This window comes from Aeromonas sp. 602658 (genome assembly GCF_049173005.1).
GTDB classification, from domain to species: domain Bacteria; phylum Pseudomonadota; class Gammaproteobacteria; order Enterobacterales; family Aeromonadaceae; genus Aeromonas; species Aeromonas veronii_A.
Map to the genome: position 1 here is coordinate 1 of NZ_JAAKRF010000041.1, position 24156 is coordinate 24156.

Genomic DNA, 24156 nt, shown 5'->3' on the forward strand with positions numbered 1-24156 from the left:
TGTCCGTTTCACACCTTGTCCCATCGGGTTCTCCATTTATTGGGAGGAAAGGTGTAAACCATATTCAGGACGGGACACCGAAGACAAAAAAAGCGCCCTGAGGCGCTTTTTTCATATCAACCGGATGATCAAGCTTTGAACTTGCTGAACACCAGAGAGGCGTTGGTACCGCCAAAGCCGAAGCTGTTGGACATGACAGTGTTGAGTTCGGCCGCTTCGTACTCACGCACGATGGGCAGACCTTCGGCCTTCTCGTCCAGAGTCTCGATGTTGATGCTGGGGGCAATAAAGCCGTGTTCCATCATCAGCAGGGAGTAGACAGCCTCGTGCACGCCCGCAGCGCCCAGCGCATGACCGGTCATCGCCTTGGTGGCAGAGATCTTGGGACCGTTGGCGCCAAACAGAGTCTGGATAGCTTCCAGCTCTTTGGTATCACCCACCGGAGTGGAGGTGCCGTGAGTGTTGATGTAATCGACCTTGCCTACACCCTGCATCGCCATCTTCATGCAACGCACCGCACCTTCACCGCTCGGCGCGACCATGTCATAGCCATCGGAGGTAGCACCGTAACCGGTCAGCTCGGCATAGATGTGAGCACCACGGGCCAGCGCATGTTCCAGCTCTTCGATCACCAGAATGCCGCCGCCACCGGAGATAACGAAACCGTCGCGGTTCGCATCATAGGTACGGGACGCTTTTTCCGGCGTGTCGTTGTACTTGGTGGAGAGGGCACCCATGGCGTCAAACTGGATGGTAGAGGACCAGTCCAGCTCTTCACCACCACCAGCGAAGACCACATCCTGTTTGCCAAGCTGGATCAGCTCAAGTGCGTGACCGATGCAGTGCGCAGAGGTGGCGCAGGCGGAGCTGATGGAGTAGTTGACACCCTTGATCTGGAACGGGGTCGCCAGGCAAGCAGAGGTGGTGGAAGACATGGTGCGCGGCACCATGTAAGGGCCCACACGCTTGACCCCTTTCTCGCGGGCGATATCCACAGATTCCGAGGTGTTCTTGCCGGAGGCACCACCTGAACCGACCACCAGGCCGGTACGCTCGTTGGAGACCTGATCTTCCGCCAGACCGGCATCTTCAATGGCCTGCTGCATGGAGAGGTAGGCGTAGGCCGCAGCGTCGCCCATGAAACGCATGACTTTACGGTCGATCAGTTCAGACGGATCGAGTTTGATGTTACCCCAGACACGGCTGCGCAGGTTGTGCTGCTCGAACTGCTCGGAATAGGTGATGCCGGATTTACCTGCTTTCAGGGAGGCCAGCACTTCTTCCTTGTTGTTGCCGATACTGGAGATGACGCCGATACCGGTGATCACTGCTCTTCTCATTAATTCATCTCGTCTGGAAAAACTGGCGCCAAGTCTACCCGCTTTCGGCTGCCAAACTGGTCTGCTTTCACGTAGAATGCCCGCGATTTTGTGACGCGAGCCGAGGAAAACGTGAGTCAAACATCCTTACATCATGCCCGATTGGACTGGAATGAAGCGGGAACTCCTGTCTCCAGTGACTTCGGGGATGTGTACTTTTCCAATGATAACGGTCTAGGTGAAACCCGCTACGTCTTTTTGCAGAAAAACCGGCTACCTGCGCGATTTTCGCACCACGATAGTGACAGTTTCGTGATAGGTGAAACAGGTTTCGGCACAGGCCTTAACTTTCTGGCGACAATGCAAGCCTTCCTGGAACAGGCGCCTCAATCCGGCAACGGCTCCCGTCTGCACTTCATCAGTTTCGAGAAATACCCCCTGACCCAAGACGATCTGCGCAAGGCATTGGCCGCCTGGCCTGAACTTGGCCACTTGAGTCAGGATCTTATCGCCCAATGGCCGCTGCCGGTTTCCGGTTGCCACCGCCTGCATTTTGCGGGTGGCCGCATTCGCCTCGATCTCTGGTTTGGCGATATCAAGGATATGCTGCCGCAGGTGCCTCACCAAGCAGAAGGTCTGGTGGATGCCTGGTATCTGGATGGTTTCTCCCCGGCCAAAAACCCGGAGATGTGGACACAGGAGCTGTTTGATGCTCTCGCTCGCCTCGCCCGTCCCGATTGCTCCATCGCCACCTTTACCTGTGCCGGTTTTGTCCGTCGCGGCCTGATTGCCGCCGGTTTTGCCATGAAGAAAGTGAAGGGCCACGGTAGCAAGCGGGAGATGCTGGTGGGGGATCGCACCGACAAGCAGCCGCAGCAGACCATCGCCCCCTGGTATGCCCGTCCTGCCGGACGCGCTGGCGAGGTGGTGATCATCGGCGGCGGCATCGCCTCGGCCATGACGGCGCTCTCTCTGGTGGAGCGGAGTCGCAAGGTGACGTTGCTGTGTGCAGATGGCGAACCGGCCACCGGCGCCTCGGGCAACCGCCAGGGTGCCCTCTATCCCCTGCTTAACGGCGAGCACGATGCACTGTCACGCTTCTATTCGCTCGCTTTTGGCTATGCCCACCAACGGCTGCTGGCGTTGGCCGAGCGTCATCCCATCGCTTTTGCACTGTGCGGGGTAACCCAGCTCGGTTATGACGACAAATCGGCAGCCAAGCTGGCCAAGATGAGTCAGGGCCCCTTCCCGTCCGAACTAATGCATCCCCTCTCTACAGCAGAGGTAGAGCAGGTGGTTGGCCTGCCCTGCGGCCACAGCGGCGTCAGTTACCCGCTGGGGGGCTGGCTCTGCCCTGCGGATCTCACCCGCGCTGCAATCAAAGAAGCACAAGCCAGTGGTCTGCTGCAGGTGGAGTACCACACCCAAGTAAGCGCCATTGCCGAGCAGGCCGATGGCTGGCAAGTAGAAAGCCAGGATGGCCGCCACTGGCAGGCCCCCAATCTGGTGGTCGCTGCCGGTCACCAATTGCCAGCATTGCTCCCCTTTGCCGAGCTGCCCCTCTATCCGGTGCGCGGTCAGGTGAGCCATGTGCCGACCACGGCCAGCTTGCGTCAGCTCAAGACCGTGCTCTGCTACGATGGCTACCTCACGCCAATGCACAACGATCAACACTGCATCGGCGCCAGTTATGGCCGCAACCAGAGCAGCCTTGAGTTTCGTGCCGAGGAGCAAATCCAGAATCAGGTGCGGTTGCAAGCCTGCCTGCCGGAGCAAACCTGGCCCGCCGAGGTGGATGTGAGTCGCAACGAGGCGCGCGTAGGGGTGCGTTGTGCCAGTCGGGATCACCTTCCGGTGGTGGGGCCAGTGGCCAGATTGCAAGGTCTGGCGGATCACTATGCGCAGCTGCAGCATGATCAGCACAACGCCCAGCCGCTCCCCCTTCACCCCGGCCTCTATGTGCTGGGGGCGCTCGGCTCTCGGGGTCTCTGCTCGGCGCCGCTCTGTGGTGAGCTGCTCGCCAGCGAGATCTGCGGCGATCCCCTGCCGCTGGCCGCCGATCTGCTGGAAGCGCTCCACCCTGCCCGTTACTGGGTACGCAAGCTGCTCAAGGGCAAAGCGCTGGTCTGAACCGGACTCTGCAAACAAATAGAATGGCCGCCCATCAGGCGGCCATTCTGTTTATCAAATCGTGCGATGCCGGATATTACGTCTTGAGATAGAGATCACTTGGGCCAGTGCACCCCAAGCTGTTCGCCGTAACCTGTCTGCCGCTGGAATCCGTCGAGCCGTCCCTTGACCTTGTTCAGCTCGCCACTGCCCGCAGCCCACGCGGCATAGCGCAGCGCCTGGCAATCTGCATGACCGGGTAATCCCGCAATGGCGCCCCCCACCTGATTGGCCCCTTGCAGCACCATCTCCTTGAAGCGGGATTCGTAGTCAAACATGCTGGAGAGCAGCCGCCCCCAGCGCTGGCGGGCAGGATCGTTACTGTTCGCGCTCTGACGCCAGCGGGGCAGCAACACAGTGGCGTTGGTGGTCACCGTCACCCGGTTGAGCTGGCAGCGACCCGGCAACTGCTCGGTATCCAGCTGCCAGTCCACCTGATAACTCGCCTTGCCGAGTACGGGCTTGCCATTCACCTTGGGAGCACTCTGGGCAATCGCCCGGGCAAGCTGCTCCGGACTGGTTGCATTGACCTCATAAAAACGGACATTGATGCGGGACTCTGGCACCACTTGCGGCCGGCTCGGCTGAGCCTGACTCATCAGGGGCAACAGCAATAGCACGCTCCCCACTACTCCATAAACCTTGCTGACCATGCCAGACTACCTTCCTTGATTGCACGGGCGGAGTACCAACCTTGGTGAAACCCACCGCCACACAGATGACGGGTATAGCCTATGTGTGACCAAGAGGCGGCGCAATACAATGATGAGCCCAGAAATCAGAGCAAGCTCACAGGTTGCGTGAGCAAAGTATGGCACAAGGATGAAACTGTATTTTTATTGAGCAGGACGACTGATGCGCTGCCAGTCGAGGTGATAGTTTTTCACATTGATGTCATGACCATCTATCTGAATGAAATGATCATTTTTAAGACGGTTGGCAAAAAAGTCCTGATCTGCCCCCTCATTGAGCCACAGCTCGCAAAGTCCCCGTTTTCCCTCTTTGGCATAAAATCTCGGGGTGACCAGCAACGCGACCCCATCTACCCGGATGGCATGACGGGGCAGGCAGTTTGCTTCGGTGGTTTTGGATGCCAGCGCGGCAAAACGGGGTCTGTTCCCCTCGGCAACCACCAGTACGCCGTAAGAGTGAGGAGCCATGAGACGCCGCATGGCGACCGCCTGATGAGGACCGGTTTGATGAAAACCGTCATTGGTTACCGCAAACACGCAAGTAGGTGAAAATAGCATCGCGAGCAGGAAAATAGAGCGTTTAATGCCTGAAAAATCACCAATTACCATATAAAAGCCTCAAAAGACAACCAAGGCTGGCAAGGGTAGGTAGCCAAACCCGCTGGGTAAAGTACCTTTACCTTTCTTTAATTCTGTTCATGGGGTTAAACGTTGATTTAGCTCACACAACATCCTGTTTCCAGTCGCCACTCTACCCCTATCGGAATAGACTCCTTCCACTCTCATCCAATCAGAAGGCAACATATGCTGGAACTCATTGTTGGCACCCTGGTCACCCTGGTGGTGGGCCGTGCCATTTTCAAAGGATACTCCGCGACCGGGGTGCTGCTGAGCGGCGGCTTGCTGCTGCTGGTCATCACCGCCATGATGGGCAAGCCGGTACTGCCGAGCAAAGTGGTCAGCACCGGCTATATCGCAACCGATATCTTCGAATACGTCCGCTTCCTGCTCAATGACCGTGGCGGTGGACTGGGGATGCTGATCATGGTGCTGTGCGGCTTCGCCGGCTACATGAGCCATATCGGCGCCAACACCATTCTGGTCAAGCTGGCCAGCAAACCGCTTGGCATCATCAAGTCCCCCTATATTCTGCTGGTGGCTGCCTATCTGGTGGCCTGCGCCATGTCGCTGGCGGTCAGCTCCGCTACCGGCCTCGGCGTGCTGTTGATGGCAACCCTGTTTCCGCTGATGGTCAACATGGGGATCTCCCGTGGCGCGGCTGCAGCCGTGTGCGCCTCGCCAGCCGCCATTATTCTGGCACCGACCTCAGGGGACGTGGTGATGGCCGCCCAGGCCGCCAACATGCCGCTGCTGGACTTTGCCTTCAAGCTGACCCTGCCCATCTCGCTGGTGGCGATCGCCTGTATGGCGGTGACCCACTTCTTCTGGCAGCGCTACCTTGATCAAAAATCCGGTGAGCACAACGAGCCGGTCGCCCCGGGTGACCTGGTGACGACTGCGCCTGCCTTCTACGCCATCCTGCCCTTTACCCCCATCATCGGGGTGCTGGTATTTGACGGCAAATGGGGTCCGCAGCTGGATATCGTCACCATCATCGTCATGTGCATGGTGCTGGCCAGCCTGCTGGAGCTCGTGCGGATCCGAAATGGCAAGGAGCTGCTGGACGGTCTGCAGGTCTGCTGGCGCAACATGGCTGATGCCTTTGCCGGTGTGGTCATGCTGCTGGTCGGTGCTGGCGTCTTCGCCCAGGGTCTGATGACCATCGGCTTTATCGACACCCTGCTTGCTCACGCGCAGGATCTCGGTTCCGGCGGCCTGATCATGATGCTGTCACTGGTGGTGATCACCACCCTGGCCGCCTTCACCACCGGTTCGGGTAATGCCCCCTTCTACGCCTTCGTGGAGTTGATCCCCAACCTGGCCAGCAGCCTTGGCATCAACCCGGCCTATCTGGTGATCCCGATGCTGCAAGCCTCCAACCTGGGTCGCACCATTTCTCCGGTCTCCGGGGTGGTGGTCGCCTGTGCGGGGATGGGCAAGCTCTCGCCGTTCGAGGTGGTCAAGCGCACCAGTATGCCGGTCGCCGTCGGCCTGCTGGTGGTGATCGTCGCCACCCAGATCATGGTACCCGCCTGATCGCTGACCAGCCCGGCACCCTGCCGGGCTGGTATCCTCCCCCTCCTTTGCAGTAGACTCGGTGCTCATTTTCCCCTAAGGAGGACCGAGATGAGTATTACGGTTCAACTTGCCCATTTCAGTGATTGCCACTCCCACTTCGATGGCGCGCCCATGAGCTTCTCCCCTGTCGGTGAAGGCCAGTGGCGCACCCAGTGCGGCGGTTATGCCCGGATCCTGACCCGACTGACCCAACTGCGTGCCAAAGCCGCAGCAGCCGGCCAGCGTTTTCTATTTCTGCACGGTGGCGACTCCTTTCAGGGTTCGCTCTATTTCAACCGCTTCAAAGGGCGCGCCAACGCCGACCTGCTCGCCATGCTGGCCCCCGATGCCATGGTACTTGGCAACCACGAGTTCGATCTGGGCAACGGCCCGCTGGTGGAGTTCTTGCGCCAGCTCGATTTTCCGGTGCTGGCCGCCAATCTGGACAACAGTCAGGAGCCAGCCGACACGCCGCTGGGGCTGTGGGATATTCCCCACCTCTACGACGCCCATCAGCCCTGGCATCGCCGGGTGATCGACGGGGTTCCCTTTGCACTGCTCGGCATCACCCTCGCCCAGATGGCTGCCATCGCCAACCCGGATCCCCACACCCGTTTCCACGCGGTCGCCGACACCCTCACCAGGGTGTTGCAGGAGATCAAGCGCGAAGGGATCCAGCATATCGTGCTGCTGAGCCACCTCGGGCTGGATCAGGACAAGCTGCTGGCCGAACGCTTCCCCGAGCTCAGTCTCATCATCGGCGGCCACACCCACAGCCTGCTCGGCGATCTCGCGCCGCTGGGTCTGCCAAGCGAAGGCAGTTATCCGCTGATGAACAACGGGGTGGCTATTTTGCATGCTGGCCACAGCGCCCTCTGCCTCGGTGTCTGCGAGCTCACCTTCGATGAGGCGGGCCGCGTCGTACAAAGTGAGGGGCAGCTGGAGTGGCTCCCCTGGCAACCCTGGCCGTTCGCCTCCACGCCACCCGCCGGGCTCACCTTCTGCGAGCCGGATCCACAACTGGAACAACATCTGGCCAAACGCTATCGGCCAGAGATCGAGACCATGAGCCAGCGCATCGTCACCCGACTGGCAGCGCCACTGCACCATCAGCGGCTGCCGGATGCCACCCTGCCCCACGGCAGCCAACTCGCCCCGCTGGTGGCCCGCGCCATGCTGACCGCCGCCCGTGAACAGGTAGGCGAGGTGGACTTTGCCCTGCACAATGCTGGCGGCGTGCGCTGCTCGCTGGAGCCGGGCCCCCTGAGCGAAGCGGATATCGCCGGTCGCCTGCTGCCGTTTGCCATTCCCCTCACCCTCTATCGGGTGCACGGTCACGAGTTGGCGGAAGCGCTGGAAAATGCCATCGACAATGCCACCAACAACGGCGTGGTCGGCAATGGCAACGGCAGCTTCCCCTACACCGCAGGGGTGCGATTCACCTACCAGGCCGATCGGCCCAAGGGTCAGCGCATCACCCGACTGGAGTGGGAAGCCGCCCCCGGCCAGTGGCAAGCGGTCAATGCCGAACAGGTCTATCGCGGAGTGTCGAGCGCCTATACCGCCTCCGGCAAGGAGGGCTACACCGCACTGGCGCGGACCCTGACCCAGCACAATCAGGAGCTCGGCATCACCCTGGCCGACGCCTTTATCCGCTGGGCCCGTCACCTGCCGACACTGGAAGCGCAGCCGCCCCTGCTTGAGTACATCCATTGATGCAGAGGGGGAATGGCTTTGCCACATCCCCCTGACGGCCAATATTGCCGCAGCCAGCGCCCGGTTCCCTGCAAGAACCAGGCTTTTTCGAGAATATTTGCCCCACACGGGCCCGCCCCATTGCATCGCACTCACTAGCTCGGCAAGATAGGCCCGCTTTCAAGACCAGCTGCAGGAACAGGCGACTTCATGAATCACTCCATCCGTTTCACTCCCCCTCGCGTCAACCCGGGTATCAAGCCAGCCATTGTGCTGCTGACCGCCTTGCTGGCGCTGCTCTTCTGTCTGCGCAACCCGCTCTTCCACGCCATGGCGCCGGGCTTTGATGCCTCGCTGTTCGCGGTGATGGGCAAGATGTGGAGCGAAGGGGGCGTGCTCTATCGCGACATGATCGACATCAAGGGGCCGATGATCTTCGCCCTCGACGCGCTGGGTTATCGAATGGGGGGATTTGTCGGGATCTGGGCGCTGGAGTGGGTGCTCTGCTGGCTTGGACTGCTGGCCAGCTGGCAGGCCTTTGCCCAGCTCGGACTCTCGTTCAAGGCGCGTCTCGGCGCCATGCTGGCGGTGCTGGCTCTCTACGGCACCCGTTACTACTACGGCAACATGACCGAGGACTGGACCTTCCACCTCGCCCTGATCGCCCAGTGGGCCTTCATCACCCTGCTGCTGGACAAGGGATTTCGCTGGTGGCCCGCGCTGGTGGCGGCCTTCACCTTCGCCATCGTCGCCTGGATGCGCACCAACAACGGCGCCTTCTGGGGGGCCTGGTATCTGGTGCTGTTCTGCCACTGGTGTCTGCACGAGAAGTGGCGTGATGCCATCTTGCTGCTCATCTCCAGCCTGCTGGGGTTGGCGCTGATTGGCGGCCCGCTTTACGCCTACTTCCAGCAACATGATCTGCTGGCGACCTTCAAATACTACGCCTTCGACATCTTCTTCGAGGGGAGCTACGGCAATGGCTTCTCCCCTATGGTGGGTGCCGTCGGCCTGCTGCGCACAGGCCTTGTGATGCTGCTGCCCGCCTTCATCATTCTGATGCTGAGCCGCCGTCAGGAGTGGTATCTGCCCGCCCTGCTGGCGACCCTGTTTGGGGTGCTGTTCACCCTGATCGCCAACTCGGTCTCCGGCCATGTGTTCGATCACTATGACGTGCTCTATCTGCAACTGGCGGTGCTACCGCTGGCGGTATTGCTGGATCGCAGCGAACAGCAGGCTGATGCGATCGGCCTGCTCTGCATCTCGCTGGTGGTACTCACCGCCAGCTGGCTGCTGGCCCAGCAGCTCGCCTTTGGCTGGAGCACCAAGGAGTGGTCCCTCGAACGGGTCAACGAGGTGCTCGGCACCAGCCTGCTGTGGGCGCTGCCTGTGCTGATCCTCATCCCCCTCTGGCGCGCCTGGGATGTGCGCAGTGCCACCCCCTGGCTCGCAACGCTGGCCATGCTGCTGCTGATGATCAACAACGCCTGGGAAGGAACCCTCAAGGGTCGCCCCTTCAATCCGGCGGCGCAGGTGCGGGTCGATCGCATCAAGGCCGAGACCAGCCCGAGCGACAAGATCTGGGTCGATGGCATCCAGCCGCAATATTATCTCTGGACCGATCGCCAGCCGGCTTCCGCCTACCTCTTCTTTGCCAACGTCAATCCGCCCTATGACGTGCGCGAGCGGGTGCTGGCCGATATCCAGCGCCAGAATCCGAAGTTCATCATCGCCAAGCCGGATCGGGTGAGCGAGGAGCTGAAAAAGCCGAGCACCCCTTCCCATCTCGCCTTCTATCAATACCTGACCAGCCACTATGAAGAGGTGGATCCGGGTCTCTATCGCCGACGCTGATCGTCAATACGCCCCGCAGGGCGGCCATTGTTGCAATGGCCGCCCTTTTTCTTGCGCCAGAGCCCCCTTGCAGCAGCGGCCCGCAGTAGGCAAGCCCGCCCGAGATAACTACAATGACGCTCTTTTTGATGTAACGAGTGACACCATGGCGGAACTGACTTATCTGGGCGGCTATCCCGACCCCCTCAAGGCACAGGTACAGCAGCTGATTGCGGCAGGCAAGCTGGGGGAGATGCTGGCCAAACGCTATCCGGAGAGCCACCAGATCCAGAGCGACAAGGCGCTGCTCGCCTACACCATGGAGCTGAAGAACCGCTACCTCAAGAGCTCGGCGCCCCTGTCAAAGGTGGTGTTCGATGGCAAGATCAACGTGATCAAGGATGCCCTCGGCCTGCACACCTACGTCAGCCGGGTGCAGGGCAGCAAGCTCAAGGCCAAGAACGAGATCCGCATCGCCGCCCTGTTCAAGGAGGCGCCGTCCCCGTTCCTGAAAATGATCGTGGTGCACGAGCTGGCCCATATCAAGGAGAAGGATCACAACAAGAGCTTCTACCAGCTCTGCCAGCACATGGAGCCGGACTATCATCAACTGGAGTTTGATCTCAGGCTCTGGCTCACCTGGCGCGATATCGACAAGGCCAACCGCTAGGCCGACAACCGTTTCAGGGAGGAAACATGTCATTTGCCGCACCCCCCATGAGTGCTACGCGCCTTATTGCCACTGTGGTAATGGCCAGCTTGGGCCGCGCAGCCCATCCCCGCTTCACGTCACGCGGGCTGCTGGCCCTGCTGCTTCTGCTCGCGGGCCAAAGCACCCGGGCCGATGAGCGCTGGCAGAGCGACAGCTATCTCACCGAGAGCTTTATGGCCATCGCCATGGAGCGGGAGTATGGCGAAGCCAGGCAGACCCGCTTTGCCCGCTGGCAGCAGCCGATCCGGCTGCTGCTTGTCAACGAGTCGGGTGACAAGCCGCTACAGGCCGACGTGGTGAAGGTACAGGCGGCCCATCTGGCCCGCATCACCGGCCACCCCATCAGCATGGTGACCGCAAAGCCCAATCTGACCCTGATCATGACCGACTACAGCAAGATGAAGAGCTGGGCCAACCGCACCATGGGGGGCGATCCATCGGTCAATATGGCGCTCAAGGAGGGGCTCTGCCTTGCCAACTTCGCAACCAATGCCCAACACGAGATCAGCCGTGCCACCATCATCATTCCGGTAGACTACAGCCGGGCCAAGGGGCGTTTTCTCGACTGCGTGGTGGAGGAGTTCACCCAGGTGCTGGGGCTGCCCAACGACTCGGACAAGGTGTTTCCCTCCATCTTCAATGACAACAGCATCGACAGCTTTTTGACCGGGCTGGACTATGTGCTGCTCAAGATAGCCTATCACCCGGCCCTCAAAGCCGGAATGAGCAGTGACGAGATCCGCGCCGCACTGCCGCTCGCAATCAAGGATCTGCGCGCCAAAGGGGAGATCCGCGAAGCCAATCGCCGGGTGCAGCAGCAGAGCCTGAAAAGCTGGGCGGGGTTGTAACGGGCCTGGCTCAACCAGAGCCAGAAACCACCCACAAAAAACGCAGCCACCTGGCTGCGTTTTTTGTTGTCCGGGGCTCTGCGAATCGTTAGCGGGCATGCCCGTTTTTCAGCTACCCATTTATCCACCGCCCGAGTTATCCATTGACCGTGCGGGATCAGGAGGCTACGTTCTCTTCCGGCATCCAGCTGTCGGCGTTCTCCCACACCTCCTGCACCATGGCTTCGGCCAGCTCTTTGTCTTCCTTGCTGGCACGGCTGACGGTCAGAGCCATGGCACTGCCCGGCGCGACCCGCACATGGATGTCGGGGAATTTTTCGCCAAGCTGCTTGAGCAGCTCCTGACGCAGCGCCTGACGCAGCGCCTCCATGGTCGAGGTCGGGATCTGATGTTTTCTGTCGATGATGATTTCAAGACGCATAGGAAACTTCTCCATGATTTATAACTGTATTTTTATCCAGTATTCATGGGAAGTAAAGTGCCAACTTGCACCAATCAGAAAAGATCCAGCTGCTGACCGCAGATCCGGTCGAACGACTCGCCGATAAAGGGGAGGATGGCGTCGGCAATGGGCCGCAACTGCTTGTCGATATAGTGTTCGTAATCGATGGCGCTGCGCCGGTACTCCAGCGGCTCTGGGCCATTGAGGGTCATCAGATAGGCGATGGCGCCCCGATGCTGATAGCGCTGGGGCAGACCGCGGCGCAGGTTCTCCTCATCGGCCAGCCGCGCCGCCCGCACATGGGGCGGCACATTCTTCTGATACTCTTCGAGCTTCTGGCGCAGCCGTTTGCGGTAGATGAGCAGATCGTCGTGACGACCGGCGCGAGTCTCATCCACCATGGTGCGCACATAGCCGCTGGGATCTTCATCGTGAAACACCAGCTCATAGAGGCGGGTCTGGAATTGCTTGGCCAGCATGGTCCAGTCGGTACGCACCGATTCGAGCCCCTTGAACACCAGCTGTTCACTCCCCTCGCTGGCCTTGCCAACCAGCCCCGCATAGCGCTTCTTGCTGCCCTTCTCCAAGCCGCGGATGGTGGGCATCAGAAAGCGGCGGTAGTGGGTCTCGTACTGGATCTCCAGATAGCTCGGCAGATCGAACTCGCGCCTGATCAGTGCAGCCCAGTTATCGTTGATCATTTGCGCCAGTCGCTGGCCGATCTCGTCCGCCTCATCGGGGCTGGTCTCGCGCCCCAGATGAACGAAAGTGGAGTCGGTATCGCCATAGATCACCTCGAACCCCTTCGCCTCAATCCACTCGCGGGTCTGCTGCATGATGCTGTGGCCACGCAGGGTGATAGATGAGGCAAGGCGCGGATCATAGAAACGGCAGCCCCCCGACCCCAGCACGCCGTAGAAAGAGTTCATGATGATCTTGATGGCCTGGGAGAGCGCCTTGTTGCTGGCGGCCTTGGCCCGATCCCGCGCCGCCCACAAGGTAGCGATGAGCTCCGGCAAGAAGTGCCGCTCGCGGGAGAACATGGCGCCGCGAAAGCCCGGAATAGCGTGCTCGGGATGCTGCAGCCCCTCGATAAGTCCCATGGGGTCGATGCAGAAGGTGCGGATGATGCTGGGGTAGAGGCTCTTGAAATCGAGCACCAGCACGTGGCGATAGAGACCGGGTTTGGAGTCCATCACATAGCCGCCGGGGCTTGCGAGCCCCCCGTCGGCCGGCAGATTGGGGGCCACGTAGCCGCCACGATGGAGCCGCGGCAGATAGAGGTTGGTAAAGGCCGCCACCGAGCCCCCCACCCTGTCCAGCTCAAGGCCGGTGAGGGAGGCGCGTTCAATGGCAAAAGGGATGAGGTGGCAGTAGTCAAAGATCTCCCACACCAGCTTGCAATCTTCCAGGTTGTAGCGGGCCAGCGCCTCCTTGTCGGAGTGGAACAGCTCGGTGATCTTCTCCCCCCGATTGGCCACGTCCTCGATATCCTTGCCACGGCCAAGCAGTTCGCTCGCCACCGCATCCAGGCTGTAGCTGGCAAACTGCCAGGTGGCGCTTTTCAGGGTATCGATGCCATCGAGCACCATGCGCCCAGGGATAATGACGTTGCCGGTTTGGGGATCGCCCCGTGACGAGCGCCAGAAGCAGAGCTCGCGCCCCCGCCCGAGCCGCAGCCGCCGCTTGTTAAGCTCGGCGCGGCGTAGCAGCAGGCGAAAGTCAAAATTGACCACGTTCCAACCAATCACCAGGTCGGGGTCATGCAGGCTGAACCAGTTCTCCAGCGCACTCAGCAGGGCGCTCTCGTCCTCTACCCACTGGACCTGAGTGCCCCAGCTCTCGGCATCCGCTTCCGGGGTGCCGATCATGATGACCCGTGCATCCTCTTCGCTGTAGAGCCCCACCGAGAAGAGGGCCCCGTCCATGGCACACTCCACGTCCAGCGATACCCAGGAGAGGGTTGGCGTCACCGCCTGCGGCGCGCAGCGTGCCTCGTTCACCTCCCAGTAGCCCTGCTTGCCGCCCTTTTTCACCGCCCGGCCATCGAAGCGCACACCAGCGGTGATGAAACGCTCCATCAGGAAGCGCTCTGGCAGCCGGATATCCGCCTCGAAGTGCTCCAGCCCACGAATGAGCAGCAGCTCGATGGCGCGGTGAAAGGCGCTCAGGGTAGCGAAATAGCAGCCCACCACGGGGCGACCGTCGAAGGTGTGCATCGGCAGGCGGCGAAACCGCCCACTCACCCCGGCCCCTTTGAACAACTCGGCGGCTTCTGCCATGTGGCTCTGTGGCAAAAAGAACACCGGCTCCTGCCCCGGCACCACCACTCGCACCGGCCCCTGCGCGCTCCAGAGCCACATCACGATTTCGGTGGTTGCAGGCAGCCCGTTGCGACCGCGCACGTCCCGACCGTGGCGTGTCAGGATAAAACCGTCGAGGGGCGGAGTGGCGGGTACGGTGGGCTGGGTTGCAGTCATGAAGCGTAAAGGGGCTGTCCGAGAATGGGACAATTGTACGTTCATACAGTACCTGCTCGCAATCGTCACGCAGGCTGCGAGGCGGGAGTCAAACTGGTAAGCTCGATCCGGTCGTTATTCCCGCCCATCCCGTTCTGACCACTCTTCGCCGACGAAAGGAGTCTTTGTGGCAATCTATTCCCTGCTGGATCAGCTGGCTATCCCCTACCAGCGCTTTGACCATCCTCCGGTGTTTACCTGTGAGGAAGCGAGCAGGCTGCTGCCCGACCTGCCCGCCGCCAAGACCAAGAACCTCTTTTTGCGCGACCCGAAAAGCGAGCGGCTGTTTCTGGTGGTAACACCGGAGGAGAGGCGGGTCGATCTCAAGGCGCTGGCAACCGCCCTTGGCGTCAAGCGGCTGAGTTTTGGTTCCCCCGAGCGGCTCGATGCGGTGCTCGGCCTTACCCCGGGCTCGGTGACCCTGCTCGCCATGGTGCGCGACAGGGAAAATGCGGTAGAGCTGGTGGTGGACGAGGCCATCTGGCAAGCCGAGCAGATGCAGTGCCATCCGCTGGTCAACACCGCTACCCTGATCATCCGCCTCGACGACGTGCGCCGTCTGCTGACCCATCTGGGCCGGGAAGCCACCGTCATGCGCTTGCCTGCTACAACCTGCGATTAACACAACGTCTGGCGGTTGGGTTCACCCTGCCGCCAACACAACCACCGTTCACGCAGCACAATTGACTGACAAGACAATAAAATACCCCCTTGAGCTCTGATAAATCGAGTCATCAGTTGCCATCGTGCAAGAAGTCGGAGGTAAGCATATTCAGCCATTTAACCAATTGATAATAGGTTGGATTCATGTTGTGATCGGCCACTGCCAGCGGGCGATACCCCATCGCCTGTTCGTTCACAGGTGACTTCCCAGAGAGCCCCTTGATGCCAAGTCTGTTTTCCTCAGCCCAGTTGTTGAGTCTGGTACTGTTCGTCACGCTGTCACATGTGGGGGTCGCCACCATTTTCGCCGCTATGTGGCACACCCATCGCCAGATCAGGGCATTGATCTACTGGTCAGCGGGGGAACTGGTGATCGCAGGGGCTTTTTGCTGCCTGCTGCTGCGCCCCCTTGAGGGAAATGCATCCCTTGCCAATATTCTCTGCACCAACCTGCTGTTGATGTCGACCGCCCTGCTCTATGAACGGGGGATGCGCCACTTCTTTCGCCGTGAAGCCGACCAACTGGGCTGGCTGCTGCCCACCGTTACCCTCGGCGGTTTCGTCCTGTTTGCCCTGACCGCCCTGCAGCAACCCCTCTTTGATGTGCACAGCCGGATCATCGTGCTCTCCGGCGTGCTCTCGCTGCAGATTGCACTGCTTATCTGGCAGCTCTGGCGCTACCAGCGGCTGGCCCCTGTCTATCGGGTGCTGCGCTTTGCCATTCTGCTGCTTGGCCTGCAACTGCTGTTGCAACTACTGCGGATCGCCAAACACCTCTGGCAGCCGGAGCTGGCGGCCAACTCCTTCACCGACCCGCTGCTCGGGCCTGTGATCCTGCTCAGCCTGCTATTTACCATCGCCCGCAGTTATCTGCTGCTGAGCCTGGTCCACACCCGCCAACAGCAAGCCCTGCTGGCCACCCAGCGCAAGCTGGAGCGGCGTGCCAATCAGGATGAGCTGACCGGCCTGTTCAGCCGCCACTATTTCGAACGCCAGGTGGCCCTGCGTGCCCGCGAGGTGACAAGCTCTAGCCAGCTGCTGCTGATCGATCTGGACAACTTCAAGCAGATCAACGACCGCCACGGCCACCCCGCCGGTGATGCCATGCTGCGGGCCGTGGGTCGGGTGATCACCAATACCCTGCCTTCTGAGGGCATGGCCGGTCGGCTTGGCGGCGATGAGCTGGCCCTGCTGCTGATGGCGGACCCGCAGACCCTGCCCGACTACTGCCACAGCCTGCAACAGCAGATCGCCGAGGCGACTCGGGCGCTGGCCGGTGGCCCCATCAGCCTCAGCATCGGCCTCACCTCGCTGCCCCCTGACGAGGGGTTTGAAGCGGCCTACCTGCGAGCAGATCAGGCTCTTTACGCCGCCAAACAGGCTGGAAGGCAACGGACCTGCGTGCAGGAGCTCCACCACAACGAGCCGCAACCACTGCCGCCCTGCGCGCTCCTGTCGTGAGCGCAGTGCTCGCTCTGCAGTGCCGACCGGCCAGGCTGACAGATGCCCCGGCTTACCGTCGCTATGTAACCGAATGCGCCAAAGACGTACAGCCGCTCTATCAGGTGGCGCAATTTGACCCGGACGGCTGGCTACAGAGCCTGCTGGATCACGCAGAAGGGTGCAACTTGCCCAGTGAATACCTGCCGACCACCACCTATTTTGCCCTCGATGGCGAGGAGATCATCACCACCCTACGTCTGCGTCACGGTGACAATGAGGCAACCGTGACGCAGACGTAGGGTGGGTCATATCGGTTACGAAACTCGCCCCTCTCGCCGTGGCGAAGGGGCTGCGACCGTGCTGCTGCGCTGGGTACAACAACAGGTGCTGGCAGCGCCGGTGCTGATCAGCTGCGGCGAAGATAATCTGGCTTCCCGCAAGGTCATTACGGCCGCCGGTGGCGTGTTGCTGGGGCGGCACTTCCATCCGGGGGATCGCAACTGGCTGGAGATGTATCAGCTAGCCCCCTGCCCCAGCCCCAGCCCCAGCCGACCATAGCCGCAGCAGAAATAAAAAGAGCGCCCAGAAGGCGCTCTTTTTGCGAACATGGCAAGACCGTTAGTAGCTGTCTTCCTGCTCCGCCTTCATCCGGGCCTGACGGGCATAGGCCTCCTCCTCGGCGCTCTCAATCTCCTGCAGCACCGAATCGAGATCGATGGCGGCGCGACTCTCTTCAAAGTGACCGGTCAACTCGCTGTCGGGGGTCAGTTTGCCATCTTCATACAGGGCCCACATCTCCCGGGCGTAGCGGGTCTTGAGCAGCTCGGGGGCATACATGCCGTAGTAGTTGCGCATGTTGTTGACGTCCCGCTCCAGCATCGCCTTGGCCTGGTTGTTGGCGGCGGCATCCACCACCTGGGGCAGGTCGATAATGACGGGGCCCTGTTCATCCACCAGCACATTGAACTCGGAGAGATCGCCGTGGATAAGACCGGCGCAGAGCATCCTCACCACGTAACGGATCACCTTGGCATGGTCGATGACCGCCTGCTCGGGGGTAAGCGCCACATCGTTGAGGCGCGGCGCGACATTGCCATCCTCATCGGTGATAAGTTCCATCAAGAGGACGCCATCGAGGCAGACATAGGGCTGCGGCACCCGTACACCGGCCGCCGCCAGCTTGAACAGGGCGTCGACCTCGGTGTTCTGCCACACCTCTTCATGCTGTTTGCGGCCGTACTTGGAGCCCTTCTCCATGGCGCGAGCATCGCGACTGCCGCGCACCTTGCGGCCTTCCTGATAGACCACGGCCTGCTTGAAGCTGCGCTTGGACGCTTCTTTATAGACTTTGGCGCAGCGGATCTCGTCGCCGCAGCGCACCACATAGACGTCGGCCTCTTTGCCGCTCATCAGCCGGCTGATGACGTCATCGACCAGGCCGTCATCCACCAGGGGTTGGATTCGATTTGGAATTTTCATGGCCGCCCTTTTACCCTATTTCCGCTCTCGAAGATAGCTCCGCGCACGCTCACTTGCCTCTCCCTGTCATAAGACACCCTGTTATCCTCTGTTTGCGCTGTTTTTGTCCACCCGTTCGCCTTAAAAACCACCCGCAACAGACCAAATACGAAAGGCTCCTCTGCCAACAAAATTGGCCCGCATGCGGGCCAATTTTCAAGGTTCGGGCGGCAAGCCCTGACGAATACGCTGGATCCCCGCTTCATAGAGTCCGTCATCCCCCTCCTGATGCTCCAGGGTTTCAAAGATCTTGAGAAACCACATGTACTGCTCGGGATGGCGGGCAACCTGCATCTCCACCACCCGGTTCATGGCGTTGACGTCTGCCAGCAGATCGGCGGTGGGATAAGGGTCAAACGGCGGCTCGATCTCCAGCAGATAGCATCCCTCATCCTCGTCATAGCTGGCGAAGATGGGCACGGCTCTGGCACCAGTCAGTTTCACCAGCTTGGGCAACGCTGGCAGGGTTGCTTTGGGACGACCGAAGAAGGGAACAAACACGCTCGCCTCACGGCCGTGATCCTGATCCGGCAGATAAAAAAAACTGGCGCCAGCGCGGATCGACTTGATCGCCGGCTTGATACCGACACTGCGCTCATAGACCTTGCCCCCTTTGGCCCGCTCGCGGTTGATGTACCAGTCAAAAACCTGATCTTTCGGGCTCTTCATCATGGTGCACATCTCGATGCCCATCATGGAGAAGTAGCGGCCAATCATGTCGACCGCCCAGGTATGAGGCACCACCAGGATCACCGGACGGCCCGCAGCTTGCTCCGCTTGCACATGCTCCCAGCCGCTCACCTTGACGCGGCGGGTCAGGCGCGCCTTGCTGCGCCAACTGAGCTCGCCAAAGCCCATAAAGGTCTTGAGCCCGACCCGGATCGATTTGAGCAGCAGCGCCTGACGTGCGGCGGCATCCAGCGTTGGAAAGCAGATCTTGAGGTTGGTATCGGCAATATAGGCCTGCTTTTTCGAAAAACGCAGCAGGGTCGGTGAGACCAGATCGGCAAAGCGATCCCGCAACCTCGCAGGAGTAAATGCCAGCAGGGAGAGCAGGCCCAGTGCGAACCAGCTGCCCCACCATTTGGGATGCAGCAGGCGGCTATGAAATGAGGTATCAAATACCGGATCTAACGCAGACATGGCGACCATCAAGTCATCAAAAACAAGCGGTTATTGTAATTATCCTGACATTTTTTTCTACCCTGAGGAGGCTTGCTATCGACCTGCAAGGCACAGATCAGACTAGTTATCATAAAAAATGGCCCACCTGGGGCCATTTCAATCAATCTTAATTCAGGGTCAGCCGTGGGGCGACAATCCCTTGCGGATCCGCTGGATCCCCGCCTCGTAGAGGCCATCCGGCCCCTCCTGATCTTCACGGGTATCGAAGATCTTGAGGAACCACATGTACTGGCCCGGATGGCGCGTCAGCTGCTGTTGCACCATATCGTTCATCCGACAGGTATCGGCCATCACATCCTCGGTGGGATAGTTGTCAAACGGGGCATCTATCTCAAGCCGGTAACAGTGGTTCGCTTCGTCATAGCAGGCGAGCAGCGGCACCGCCTTGGCGCCGCTGACCTGAACCAGACGGGGCAAGGCTGGCAGGGTCGCCTTGGGGTGGCCGAAGAAGGGAGCAAAGATGCTCTTCTCGCGACCGTGATCCTGATCCGGCAGGTAGAAGAAGCTGCGACCACTCTTGATGGTTCTGATCACCGCCTTGATCCCGGCGCTGCGCTCGTAAACGCGGCAACCGTTTTTGGCCCGTGCACGGTTGAGGTGCCAGTCAAACACCGGATTGCGTGCCCGTTTCATCATGGTGCACATGGGCACCCCGCGCTGGGTGAAGCAGTAACCGGCGGCATCCACCGGCCAGGTATGGGGCACCACCAGGATCACCGGACGACCGGCAGCCCGCTCCGCCTCGATATGCTCCCAACCGATCACCTGCATCCGGCTCATCAGATAACGCTGACTGCGCATGGTGAACTCGCCAAATCCCAACAGACTCTTGAGGCCGACCCGGATCGAGGTCAGTGCAATGGCATCCCGCTCTTCCGGGCTCTTGTCCGGGAAGCAGATCTCCAGATTGGTTCTGGCGATATAGATCTGTTTTTTCGAGATACGAAACACCAGCGGTGCCAAGGCTTCGGCCAAACGGTCGCGCAATCGCACCGGCACAAAGGCCAGCAGCATCAGCACACCGAGCGCCAGCCAGCTGAACCAGTAGCGGGGATGCAGAAAACGGGCTTCAAAAGAGGAGTCAAATACGGGATCTTGGGACGACATGTATCGGGGTCGAGCGAAAAAGTGGTGCTGCATTGTAGTCGTCCTGACAGGTAATACCAGTTAAATCCATGTCAAATAGCCCGCCACTGGCGCCACATCAAAAAACCATAAAAAAATGCCCCGCACTGCGGGGCATTTTGCTCGTTACACAACCAGGGTGGAGGCTCTTTGTCCATCCATCGTATGACTGGTCGTTTATCCCGTCGCTCTCGGAGCGCACTGCTTATCCATTTCCCGATGTCACATCATCAAGGTTTATCGGTGAGCCCCTTGGCGAGCCATGCCGTTATTCATTTCGGTATTACGCTGCGGCAGAAAAAACATCAGGTAACGCAGTGCCACATACCCGACGATCACGGTAGCCACCCCCAGCTCGAAGTGAGCCAGCAGTCTGATCTGCTCGACGTAGTGACTCCCTTGCGCAAACCCTTCAACCAGATGAGCCACTTTGAACAGAGCGGTGGCACCGATCACCAGCGGGAAGGTGAAGGCGGCATAACCCGGCGAGAAGGGCAGACGCAGCAGTTTGATGAAGGCCAGATAGATGATGCCGGTCATCAGGATGGCGATCCCCAACAGCACGGCCACCAGCAGCAGTGACGGCTCCTGACTGACAGTCAGGTAACCGGCCAGAGAGAGGCTGGCAGGGGCAGCCAGAATGGCAATGGTCGGTTTGGCGGCATCCGGCACTTCATGGCTGAAGATCAGGCGGTAGAGCATCAGCGGCAGCATCAAGCCGTAGCAGATGATCCCGAACCAGAGCAGACCGTTGGCCAGCGGGGCAAACTGACCACCCGGGAAGGCGACGTCAGCCACGATGATCCCCACCGGCGGCACGAACCAGCTCGGCACCATGTGGTGGATTTCAAACTCTTTGGCGCGATGCCAGATAAAGGTGGCCAGGAACAGCAGATGAACCGCCACGGCAAACAGCCAGAGGGCCTCGCCCGCTTGCGGCGCAATCATACCGAGCGCTTTGGAGACCACCATGGTGCCCATGGCATAGGTCGGTACCACACTGCCCACCACGGGGTGAGCGAGATCCAGCAACAGCAGGCGGGGGTGAAGCAGAAACTTGAAGGTCAGGATCACTAGCAGCACGGCCGCAATGGCAGCACCCAGCAGTTGCATCCGGCCATCGAAGTGACCGGCATTTTCCCAACACCAACCAAGGCTGGCGATGCCCAGCGCCAGACCCGCCATGGGGGTTGGGGCGGCAGCCAGTGATTTACGGGTTCTTGCGATCATGATGACACCTTTCTATTGATGACTATGGCGATAGGATAATGGTCCCTTATCGTTTACGATATCTAAATGAATTAAATCAATCATTCAGGAAAACCAAACACGATGAAACTGACCCTGCAGCAGCTGAAAGTGTTCGCCACCATTGCCCGTTATGGAAACCTTGGCCTTGCCGCCAACGAGCTCTGCCTGAGCAAGGGGGCCGTCTCCCAGTCGCTACAGGAGCTGGAGCGCCAGCTCTCCACCCCGTTGTTTGACCGCATTCACCCCAGATTGCAGCTCAACAACGAGGGGCGCCTGCTGCAACCGGCCGCCGAAGAGCTGCTGACACGGATGCAGGATATCGAGAACCTGTTCAGCCCCGATGCCGAGCCGAGCGGCCAACTGCGCCTTGGTGCCAGCCAGACCATCGGCAACTACCTGCTCCCCACCCTGCTCGCCAGCAGCAAACAGGAGCTGGGGCTCCCCCCCAAGGTGACCATCAACAACACTCACCTGCTCTGCCATGCGTTGGCCAACTTCGAGCTGGATATGGCACTGATCGAGGGGGAGAACCACCACCCCGACCTGCTCGCCGAACCCTGGCTGCAGGACGAGATGCTGGTGGTGGCCCCACCCGGTCACCCGCTTGCCAACAAGAAGGAGCTCTCCCTCTCCCGTCTGGGGGGCGAAATCTGGGTATTGCGTGAAGCACAATCGGGCAGCCGCGAGCAATTTATCCAGCAGATCCAGCCCGAGTTGCCCCGCTGGCAACCAGGGCTTGAACTCAACACCCTGGAGGCGGTGATGCTGGCGGTGGAGAAGGGGCTTGGCATCTCCTTTATCTCCCGGCTGGCAGCCTCGGATCGCCTGGCAGATGGGCGGCTGATCGCCCTGCCCCTCTCCCGTCGCTTCCCGCGCCAGCTCTCCCTTATCTGGCACAAGCAGAAGTACCACTCCACCTCCCTGCGCCACTTTATCCACTTCTGCCGGGCTCAGGTGAACAATGCCGAAGTGAGCCGCGCAGAGTAACGCCCGATCGGAGCGCCGCTGGCTGGTCCGCCCACCAATAACGGAAAAAGCAGAGAGGGAGCCACGGCTCCCTCTCTTTGATCCGCTTCTGAGTATCACTTCGCCAGACTGCGCAACCAGCTGATCTCCTCGCCCCAAATAGACTCGTCTATGGTCTCGAGGATCAGCGGAATGCGATCGAAGCGCTCATCATTCATGATGTGGTGGAATACCGCCTCTCCCAGATTGCCCTCCCGCAAGCTGTGGTGGCGATCGACCCGGCTGCCGAAGGTGCACTTGGCGCCGTTGATATGCATCCCCTTGAGATAATGAAAACCCACCGTGCGATCGAACTCGGCAAAGACAGCAGCGCAGCTCTCTGCAGTGCGCAGATCGTAGCCGGCGGCAAAGGCGTGGCAGGTATCGAAACAGATCCCGACCCGGCTCTTGTCCTCCACTCCCTCGATGATGGTGGCTAGGTGCTCGAACGACCAGCCGAGGTTGGTCCCTTGCCCTGCGGTATTCTCAATCACCGCCGTCACCCCTTCACTGCGCTCCAACGCCCAGTTGATGGACTCGCTCACCAGCTTGAGGCTGGCCGCCTCTGGGATCTGCTTGAGATGGCTACCGGGGTGGAAGTTCAGATAACAGAGCCCCAGTTGCTCGCAGCGTTTCATCTCGTCGAGAAACGCATCGCGGGATTTGGCCAGACCATCGGGATCCGGGTGGCCCAGATTGATGAGGTAACTGTCGTGGGGCAAGATCTGCTCCGGCAGAAAACCGGCCTTGTCACAGGCCGCCTTGAAGGCACGAATGGTGGCATCCGACAAGGGGGCCGCCTGCCACTGACGTTGATTCTTGGTAAAGAGGGCAAACGCGTTGGCCCCGATGGCCTGGGCGCGGGCGATGGTATTCTCCACCCCGCCGGCCGCACTGACGTGGGCTCCGATATATTTCATACAATCTCCTCAATACGGCAAGCCGCCATTATGCCGCTCCCGCCCGGCCACGCCAAACCGGGATATCCGATAGCGGGTATCGACAAATAGTGCCGCCTATACAAGGCGCTGCGTTTCATGGCGTAATCGGCCTTCGCTGTGGCAACCTCTCAGTTAGAGCCCGCCCGCGCCAGCATGGCGCCCATAAAAAAACGCAGCGTATCGCCTGAGCAATAACGCTGCGTCTTTGGGTCTCTCGGCCGTCCCCCTTGCCGTGACCCGAATGGCCAGCGACAAGGGAGCAAGAATGCGCGGGGAGAGTCGCCTTAGAAGGGCATCTTGAAGCCTGGCGGCAGTTGCATGCCACCGGTCAGCTCGCCCATCTTGGCCTTGTTCTGCTCTTCCACACGGCGCACGGCATCGTTGCAAGCGGCGGCAACCAGATCTTCCAGCAGCTCCTTGTCATCTTCCATCAGGGAGGGGTCGATCTCGATGCGACGGACGCTGTGACTACCGGTCATGGTGACCTTGACCATGCCTGCACCGGCTTCACCGGTCACTTCCATCTGAGCCAGCTGCTCCTGCGCCTTCTGCATACGCTCTTGCATCTGTTGGGCCTGTTTCATCAGGTTCCCCATTCCACCTTTACCAAACATATGT

The 24156-nt window shown here is 60.2% G+C and carries 21 protein-coding genes and 1 pseudogene; 10 read left to right on the forward strand and 12 right to left on the reverse strand.

Annotated features, from left to right (window positions below; translation table 11 throughout):
• Positions 1 to 128: 128 nt before the first annotated feature.
• Positions 129 to 1340 (reverse strand): beta-ketoacyl-ACP synthase I, encoded by a 1212-nt coding sequence (gene fabB / locus G5253_RS18590; protein WP_005336905.1) that lies wholly within the window; start codon positions 1338 to 1340, stop codon positions 129 to 131.
• Between the two features lie 90 nt (positions 1341 to 1430).
• Here fabB and mnmC point away from each other — a divergent pair, with 90 nt between their 5' ends.
• Positions 1431 to 3449 (forward strand): bifunctional tRNA (5-methylaminomethyl-2-thiouridine)(34)-methyltransferase MnmD/FAD-dependent 5-carboxymethylaminomethyl-2-thiouridine(34) oxidoreductase MnmC, encoded by a 2019-nt coding sequence (mnmC, locus tag G5253_RS18595; protein ID WP_266135704.1) that lies wholly within the window; start codon positions 1431 to 1433, stop codon positions 3447 to 3449.
• A 95-nt stretch (positions 3450 to 3544) separates the two neighbouring features.
• Here mnmC and G5253_RS18600 read toward each other — a convergent pair whose 3' ends face one another.
• Together G5253_RS18600 and G5253_RS18605 are read right to left on the reverse strand one after the other, a co-directional pair.
• Positions 3545 to 4141, reverse strand: a complete 597-nt coding sequence (locus G5253_RS18600; protein WP_266135703.1) for a DUF922 domain-containing protein — start codon at positions 4139 to 4141, stop codon at positions 3545 to 3547.
• 183 nt (positions 4142 to 4324) lie between these two features.
• Positions 4325 to 4789: a hypothetical protein gene (locus G5253_RS18605; RefSeq protein WP_266135702.1), complete on the reverse strand. Its 465-nt coding sequence runs from the start codon at positions 4787 to 4789 to the stop codon at positions 4325 to 4327.
• Positions 4790 to 4984: 195 nt separating this feature from the next.
• On the opposite strand from G5253_RS18605, the gene dcuC reads away from it, so the two are divergent.
• From dcuC to G5253_RS18630, 5 genes are all read left to right on the forward strand, one after another.
• Positions 4985 to 6337, forward strand: a complete 1353-nt coding sequence (gene dcuC / locus G5253_RS18610) for an anaerobic C4-dicarboxylate transporter DcuC (RefSeq protein ID WP_005336914.1) — start codon at positions 4985 to 4987, stop codon at positions 6335 to 6337.
• Between the two features lie 90 nt (positions 6338 to 6427).
• A complete protein-coding gene (locus tag G5253_RS18615; RefSeq protein WP_266135701.1) occupies positions 6428 to 8074 on the forward strand; it encodes a bifunctional metallophosphatase/5'-nucleotidase in 1647 nt (548 codons plus the stop codon).
• Between the two features lie 189 nt (positions 8075 to 8263).
• Positions 8264 to 9907: a hypothetical protein gene (locus tag G5253_RS18620; protein ID WP_421203990.1), complete on the forward strand. Its 1644-nt coding sequence runs from the start codon at positions 8264 to 8266 to the stop codon at positions 9905 to 9907.
• Between the two features lie 145 nt (positions 9908 to 10052).
• Positions 10053 to 10556 (forward strand): M48 family metallopeptidase, encoded by a 504-nt coding sequence (locus tag G5253_RS18625; protein ID WP_204479405.1) that lies wholly within the window; start codon positions 10053 to 10055, stop codon positions 10554 to 10556.
• A gap of 26 nt (positions 10557 to 10582) precedes the next feature.
• Positions 10583 to 11446 carry a DUF2927 domain-containing protein gene (locus G5253_RS18630; protein ID WP_421203993.1) on the forward strand — a complete coding sequence of 288 codons (864 nt, stop codon included), beginning with the start codon at positions 10583 to 10585 and terminating at the stop codon, positions 11444 to 11446.
• A gap of 157 nt (positions 11447 to 11603) precedes the next feature.
• Here the strand turns inward: G5253_RS18630 and G5253_RS18635 are convergent, their stop codons facing one another.
• Positions 11604 to 11867, reverse strand: a complete 264-nt coding sequence (locus G5253_RS18635; RefSeq protein WP_421203994.1) for a DinI family protein — start codon at positions 11865 to 11867, stop codon at positions 11604 to 11606.
• 74 nt (positions 11868 to 11941) lie between these two features.
• Positions 11942 to 14368 carry a DNA polymerase II gene (locus tag G5253_RS18640; protein ID WP_421204009.1) on the reverse strand — a complete coding sequence of 809 codons (2427 nt, stop codon included), beginning with the start codon at positions 14366 to 14368 and terminating at the stop codon, positions 11942 to 11944.
• Between the two features lie 166 nt (positions 14369 to 14534).
• Between G5253_RS18640 and G5253_RS18645 the strand changes: the two genes are divergently transcribed.
• A complete protein-coding gene (locus G5253_RS18645; RefSeq protein WP_421203996.1) occupies positions 14535 to 15029 on the forward strand; it encodes a prolyl-tRNA synthetase associated domain-containing protein in 495 nt (164 codons plus the stop codon).
• A gap of 112 nt (positions 15030 to 15141) precedes the next feature.
• On the opposite strand, the gene G5253_RS18650 is transcribed toward G5253_RS18645, so the two are convergent.
• Positions 15142 to 15267, reverse strand: a complete 126-nt coding sequence (locus G5253_RS18650) for a hypothetical protein (RefSeq protein WP_421203998.1) — start codon at positions 15265 to 15267, stop codon at positions 15142 to 15144.
• A 25-nt stretch (positions 15268 to 15292) separates the two neighbouring features.
• Between G5253_RS18650 and G5253_RS18655 the strand changes: the two genes are divergently transcribed.
• Positions 15293 to 16531 (forward strand): GGDEF domain-containing protein, encoded by a 1239-nt coding sequence (locus tag G5253_RS18655; RefSeq protein ID WP_421203999.1) that lies wholly within the window; start codon positions 15293 to 15295, stop codon positions 16529 to 16531.
• Positions 16528 to 17071 (forward strand): annotated as a pseudogene (locus G5253_RS18660) (GNAT family N-acetyltransferase). The gene G5253_RS18655 and the pseudogene G5253_RS18660 overlap by 4 nt, the downstream one beginning before the upstream one ends.
• 60 nt (positions 17072 to 17131) lie before the next feature.
• Here G5253_RS18660 and G5253_RS18665 read toward each other — a convergent pair.
• The 4 genes from G5253_RS18665 to G5253_RS18680 all read right to left on the reverse strand — a co-directional run bounded on the left by G5253_RS18665 (position 17132) and on the right by G5253_RS18680 (position 21571).
• Positions 17132 to 17992: a PA4780 family RIO1-like protein kinase gene (locus tag G5253_RS18665; protein ID WP_421204001.1), complete on the reverse strand. Its 861-nt coding sequence runs from the start codon at positions 17990 to 17992 to the stop codon at positions 17132 to 17134.
• A 195-nt stretch (positions 17993 to 18187) separates the two neighbouring features.
• Entirely contained in the window at positions 18188 to 19183 is a 996-nt protein-coding gene (locus G5253_RS18670) for a lauroyl-Kdo(2)-lipid IV(A) myristoyltransferase (protein WP_216978871.1), read from the reverse strand.
• Positions 19184 to 19333: 150 nt separating this feature from the next.
• Positions 19334 to 20323: a lauroyl-Kdo(2)-lipid IV(A) myristoyltransferase gene (lpxM, locus tag G5253_RS18675; protein ID WP_216953494.1), complete on the reverse strand. Its 990-nt coding sequence runs from the start codon at positions 20321 to 20323 to the stop codon at positions 19334 to 19336.
• A gap of 255 nt (positions 20324 to 20578) precedes the next feature.
• Positions 20579 to 21571: a TDT family transporter gene (locus G5253_RS18680; RefSeq protein WP_158112510.1), complete on the reverse strand. Its 993-nt coding sequence runs from the start codon at positions 21569 to 21571 to the stop codon at positions 20579 to 20581.
• Positions 21572 to 21673: 102 nt separating this feature from the next.
• Here G5253_RS18680 and G5253_RS18685 point away from each other — a divergent pair, with 102 nt between their 5' ends.
• Positions 21674 to 22579, forward strand: coding sequence for a LysR substrate-binding domain-containing protein (locus tag G5253_RS18685; RefSeq protein WP_421204004.1), 906 nt, complete (start codon positions 21674 to 21676; stop codon positions 22577 to 22579).
• Positions 22580 to 22674: 95 nt separating this feature from the next.
• On the opposite strand, the gene nfo is transcribed toward G5253_RS18685, so the two are convergent.
• Together nfo and G5253_RS18695 are read right to left on the reverse strand one after the other, a co-directional pair.
• Positions 22675 to 23517: a deoxyribonuclease IV gene (nfo, locus tag G5253_RS18690; RefSeq protein ID WP_005352396.1), complete on the reverse strand. Its 843-nt coding sequence runs from the start codon at positions 23515 to 23517 to the stop codon at positions 22675 to 22677.
• 305 nt (positions 23518 to 23822) lie between these two features.
• The gene (locus G5253_RS18695) at positions 23823 to 24152 is read right to left on the reverse strand and encodes a YbaB/EbfC family nucleoid-associated protein (RefSeq protein ID WP_005333445.1); all 330 of its coding nucleotides are present in this window, start codon (positions 24150 to 24152) and stop codon (positions 23823 to 23825) included.
• Positions 24153 to 24156 lie beyond the last annotated feature (4 nt).

Excerpts from the sequence above, each read along its gene's own strand:
- G5253_RS18685 (WP_421204004.1), top strand. The coding sequence starts at position 21,674 with ATGAAACTGACCCTGCAGCAGCTGAAAGTGTTCGCCACCATTGCCCGT.
- G5253_RS18665 (WP_421204001.1), bottom strand. The coding sequence starts at position 17,992 with ATGAAAATTCCAAATCGAATCCAACCCCTGGTGGATGACGGCCTGGTC.
- G5253_RS18695 (WP_005333445.1), bottom strand. The coding sequence starts at position 24,152 with ATGTTTGGTAAAGGTGGAATGGGGAACCTGATGAAACAGGCCCAACAG.
- G5253_RS18670 (WP_216978871.1), bottom strand. The coding sequence starts at position 19,183 with ATGGTCGCCATGTCTGCGTTAGATCCGGTATTTGATACCTCATTTCAT.
- G5253_RS18635 (WP_421203994.1), bottom strand. The coding sequence starts at position 11,867 with ATGCGTCTTGAAATCATCATCGACAGAAAACATCAGATCCCGACCTCG.
- G5253_RS18600 (WP_266135703.1), bottom strand. The coding sequence starts at position 4,141 with ATGGTCAGCAAGGTTTATGGAGTAGTGGGGAGCGTGCTATTGCTGTTG.
- G5253_RS18630 (WP_421203993.1), top strand. The coding sequence starts at position 10,583 with ATGTCATTTGCCGCACCCCCCATGAGTGCTACGCGCCTTATTGCCACT.
- G5253_RS18655 (WP_421203999.1), top strand. The coding sequence starts at position 15,293 with ATGCCAAGTCTGTTTTCCTCAGCCCAGTTGTTGAGTCTGGTACTGTTC.
- G5253_RS18680 (WP_158112510.1), bottom strand. The coding sequence starts at position 21,571 with ATGATCGCAAGAACCCGTAAATCACTGGCTGCCGCCCCAACCCCCATG.
- dcuC (WP_005336914.1), top strand. The coding sequence starts at position 4,985 with ATGCTGGAACTCATTGTTGGCACCCTGGTCACCCTGGTGGTGGGCCGT.
- fabB (WP_005336905.1), bottom strand. The coding sequence starts at position 1,340 with ATGAGAAGAGCAGTGATCACCGGTATCGGCGTCATCTCCAGTATCGGC.
- G5253_RS18640 (WP_421204009.1), bottom strand. The coding sequence starts at position 14,368 with ATGACTGCAACCCAGCCCACCGTACCCGCCACTCCGCCCCTCGACGGT.
- lpxM (WP_216953494.1), bottom strand. The coding sequence starts at position 20,323 with ATGTCGTCCCAAGATCCCGTATTTGACTCCTCTTTTGAAGCCCGTTTT.
- G5253_RS18615 (WP_266135701.1), top strand. The coding sequence starts at position 6,428 with ATGAGTATTACGGTTCAACTTGCCCATTTCAGTGATTGCCACTCCCAC.
- G5253_RS18620 (WP_421203990.1), top strand. The coding sequence starts at position 8,264 with ATGAATCACTCCATCCGTTTCACTCCCCCTCGCGTCAACCCGGGTATC.
- G5253_RS18605 (WP_266135702.1), bottom strand. The coding sequence starts at position 4,789 with ATGGTAATTGGTGATTTTTCAGGCATTAAACGCTCTATTTTCCTGCTC.
- G5253_RS18625 (WP_204479405.1), top strand. The coding sequence starts at position 10,053 with ATGGCGGAACTGACTTATCTGGGCGGCTATCCCGACCCCCTCAAGGCA.
- nfo (WP_005352396.1), bottom strand. The coding sequence starts at position 23,517 with ATGAAATATATCGGAGCCCACGTCAGTGCGGCCGGCGGGGTGGAGAAT.